1 pseudogene is annotated in these 596 nt (G+C 53.9%); it reads left to right on the top strand.

Annotated features, from left to right (window positions below):
- Window positions 1-596: pseudogene (locus MWU82_RS24085) on the top strand (hypothetical protein); the annotation flags it as partial.

Raw genomic sequence — 596 nt, 5'->3', positions numbered from 1 at the left:
AGGAGATACTGGAGCTCAAGGAATTCAGGGTATACAAGGAGAAACCGGGGCCACTGGTGCCACTGGTGCTACCGGAGAACAGGGTATCCAAGGTGAGAAAGGTGACAAAGGAGATACTGGTGCCACTGGAGACAAGGGTGACAAGGGTGACAAGGGTGAAACTGGAGCTCAAGGAATTCAAGGTATACAAGGAGAAACTGGAGCTACAGGAGCAACAGGCGCTACCGGAGACAAAGGCGACCAAGGTGACAAAGGTGATCAGGGAGATACTGGTGCCAAAGGTGATAAAGGTGATACCGGAGCTCAAGGAATTCAAGGTATACAAGGTGAGACCGGAGAAACCGGAGCAACTGGTGCCACAGGAGCAACAGGAGCTCAAGGAATTCAGGGTCTAAAAGGTGACAAAGGTGAAACCGGAGCTCAAGGGATCCAAGGTGAGACCGGGGCCACTGGTGCAACTGGAGCAACTGGTGCCACTGGAGAAAAAGGAGACACCGGTGCGACCGGAGCCACAGGCGACCAGGGCGTCAAAGGAGATACTGGAGCTCAAGGAATTCAGGGTATACAAGGAGAAACCGGGGCCACTGGTGCCACTG

It is taken from the genome of Arenibacter sp. S6351L (assembly GCF_023016025.1).
GTDB classification, from domain to species: Bacteria; Bacteroidota; Bacteroidia; order Flavobacteriales; family Flavobacteriaceae; genus Arenibacter; species Arenibacter algicola_B.
The sequence above is the reverse complement of the archived record's forward strand: the minus strand, read 5'-3'. Positions and strand labels throughout refer to the sequence as shown.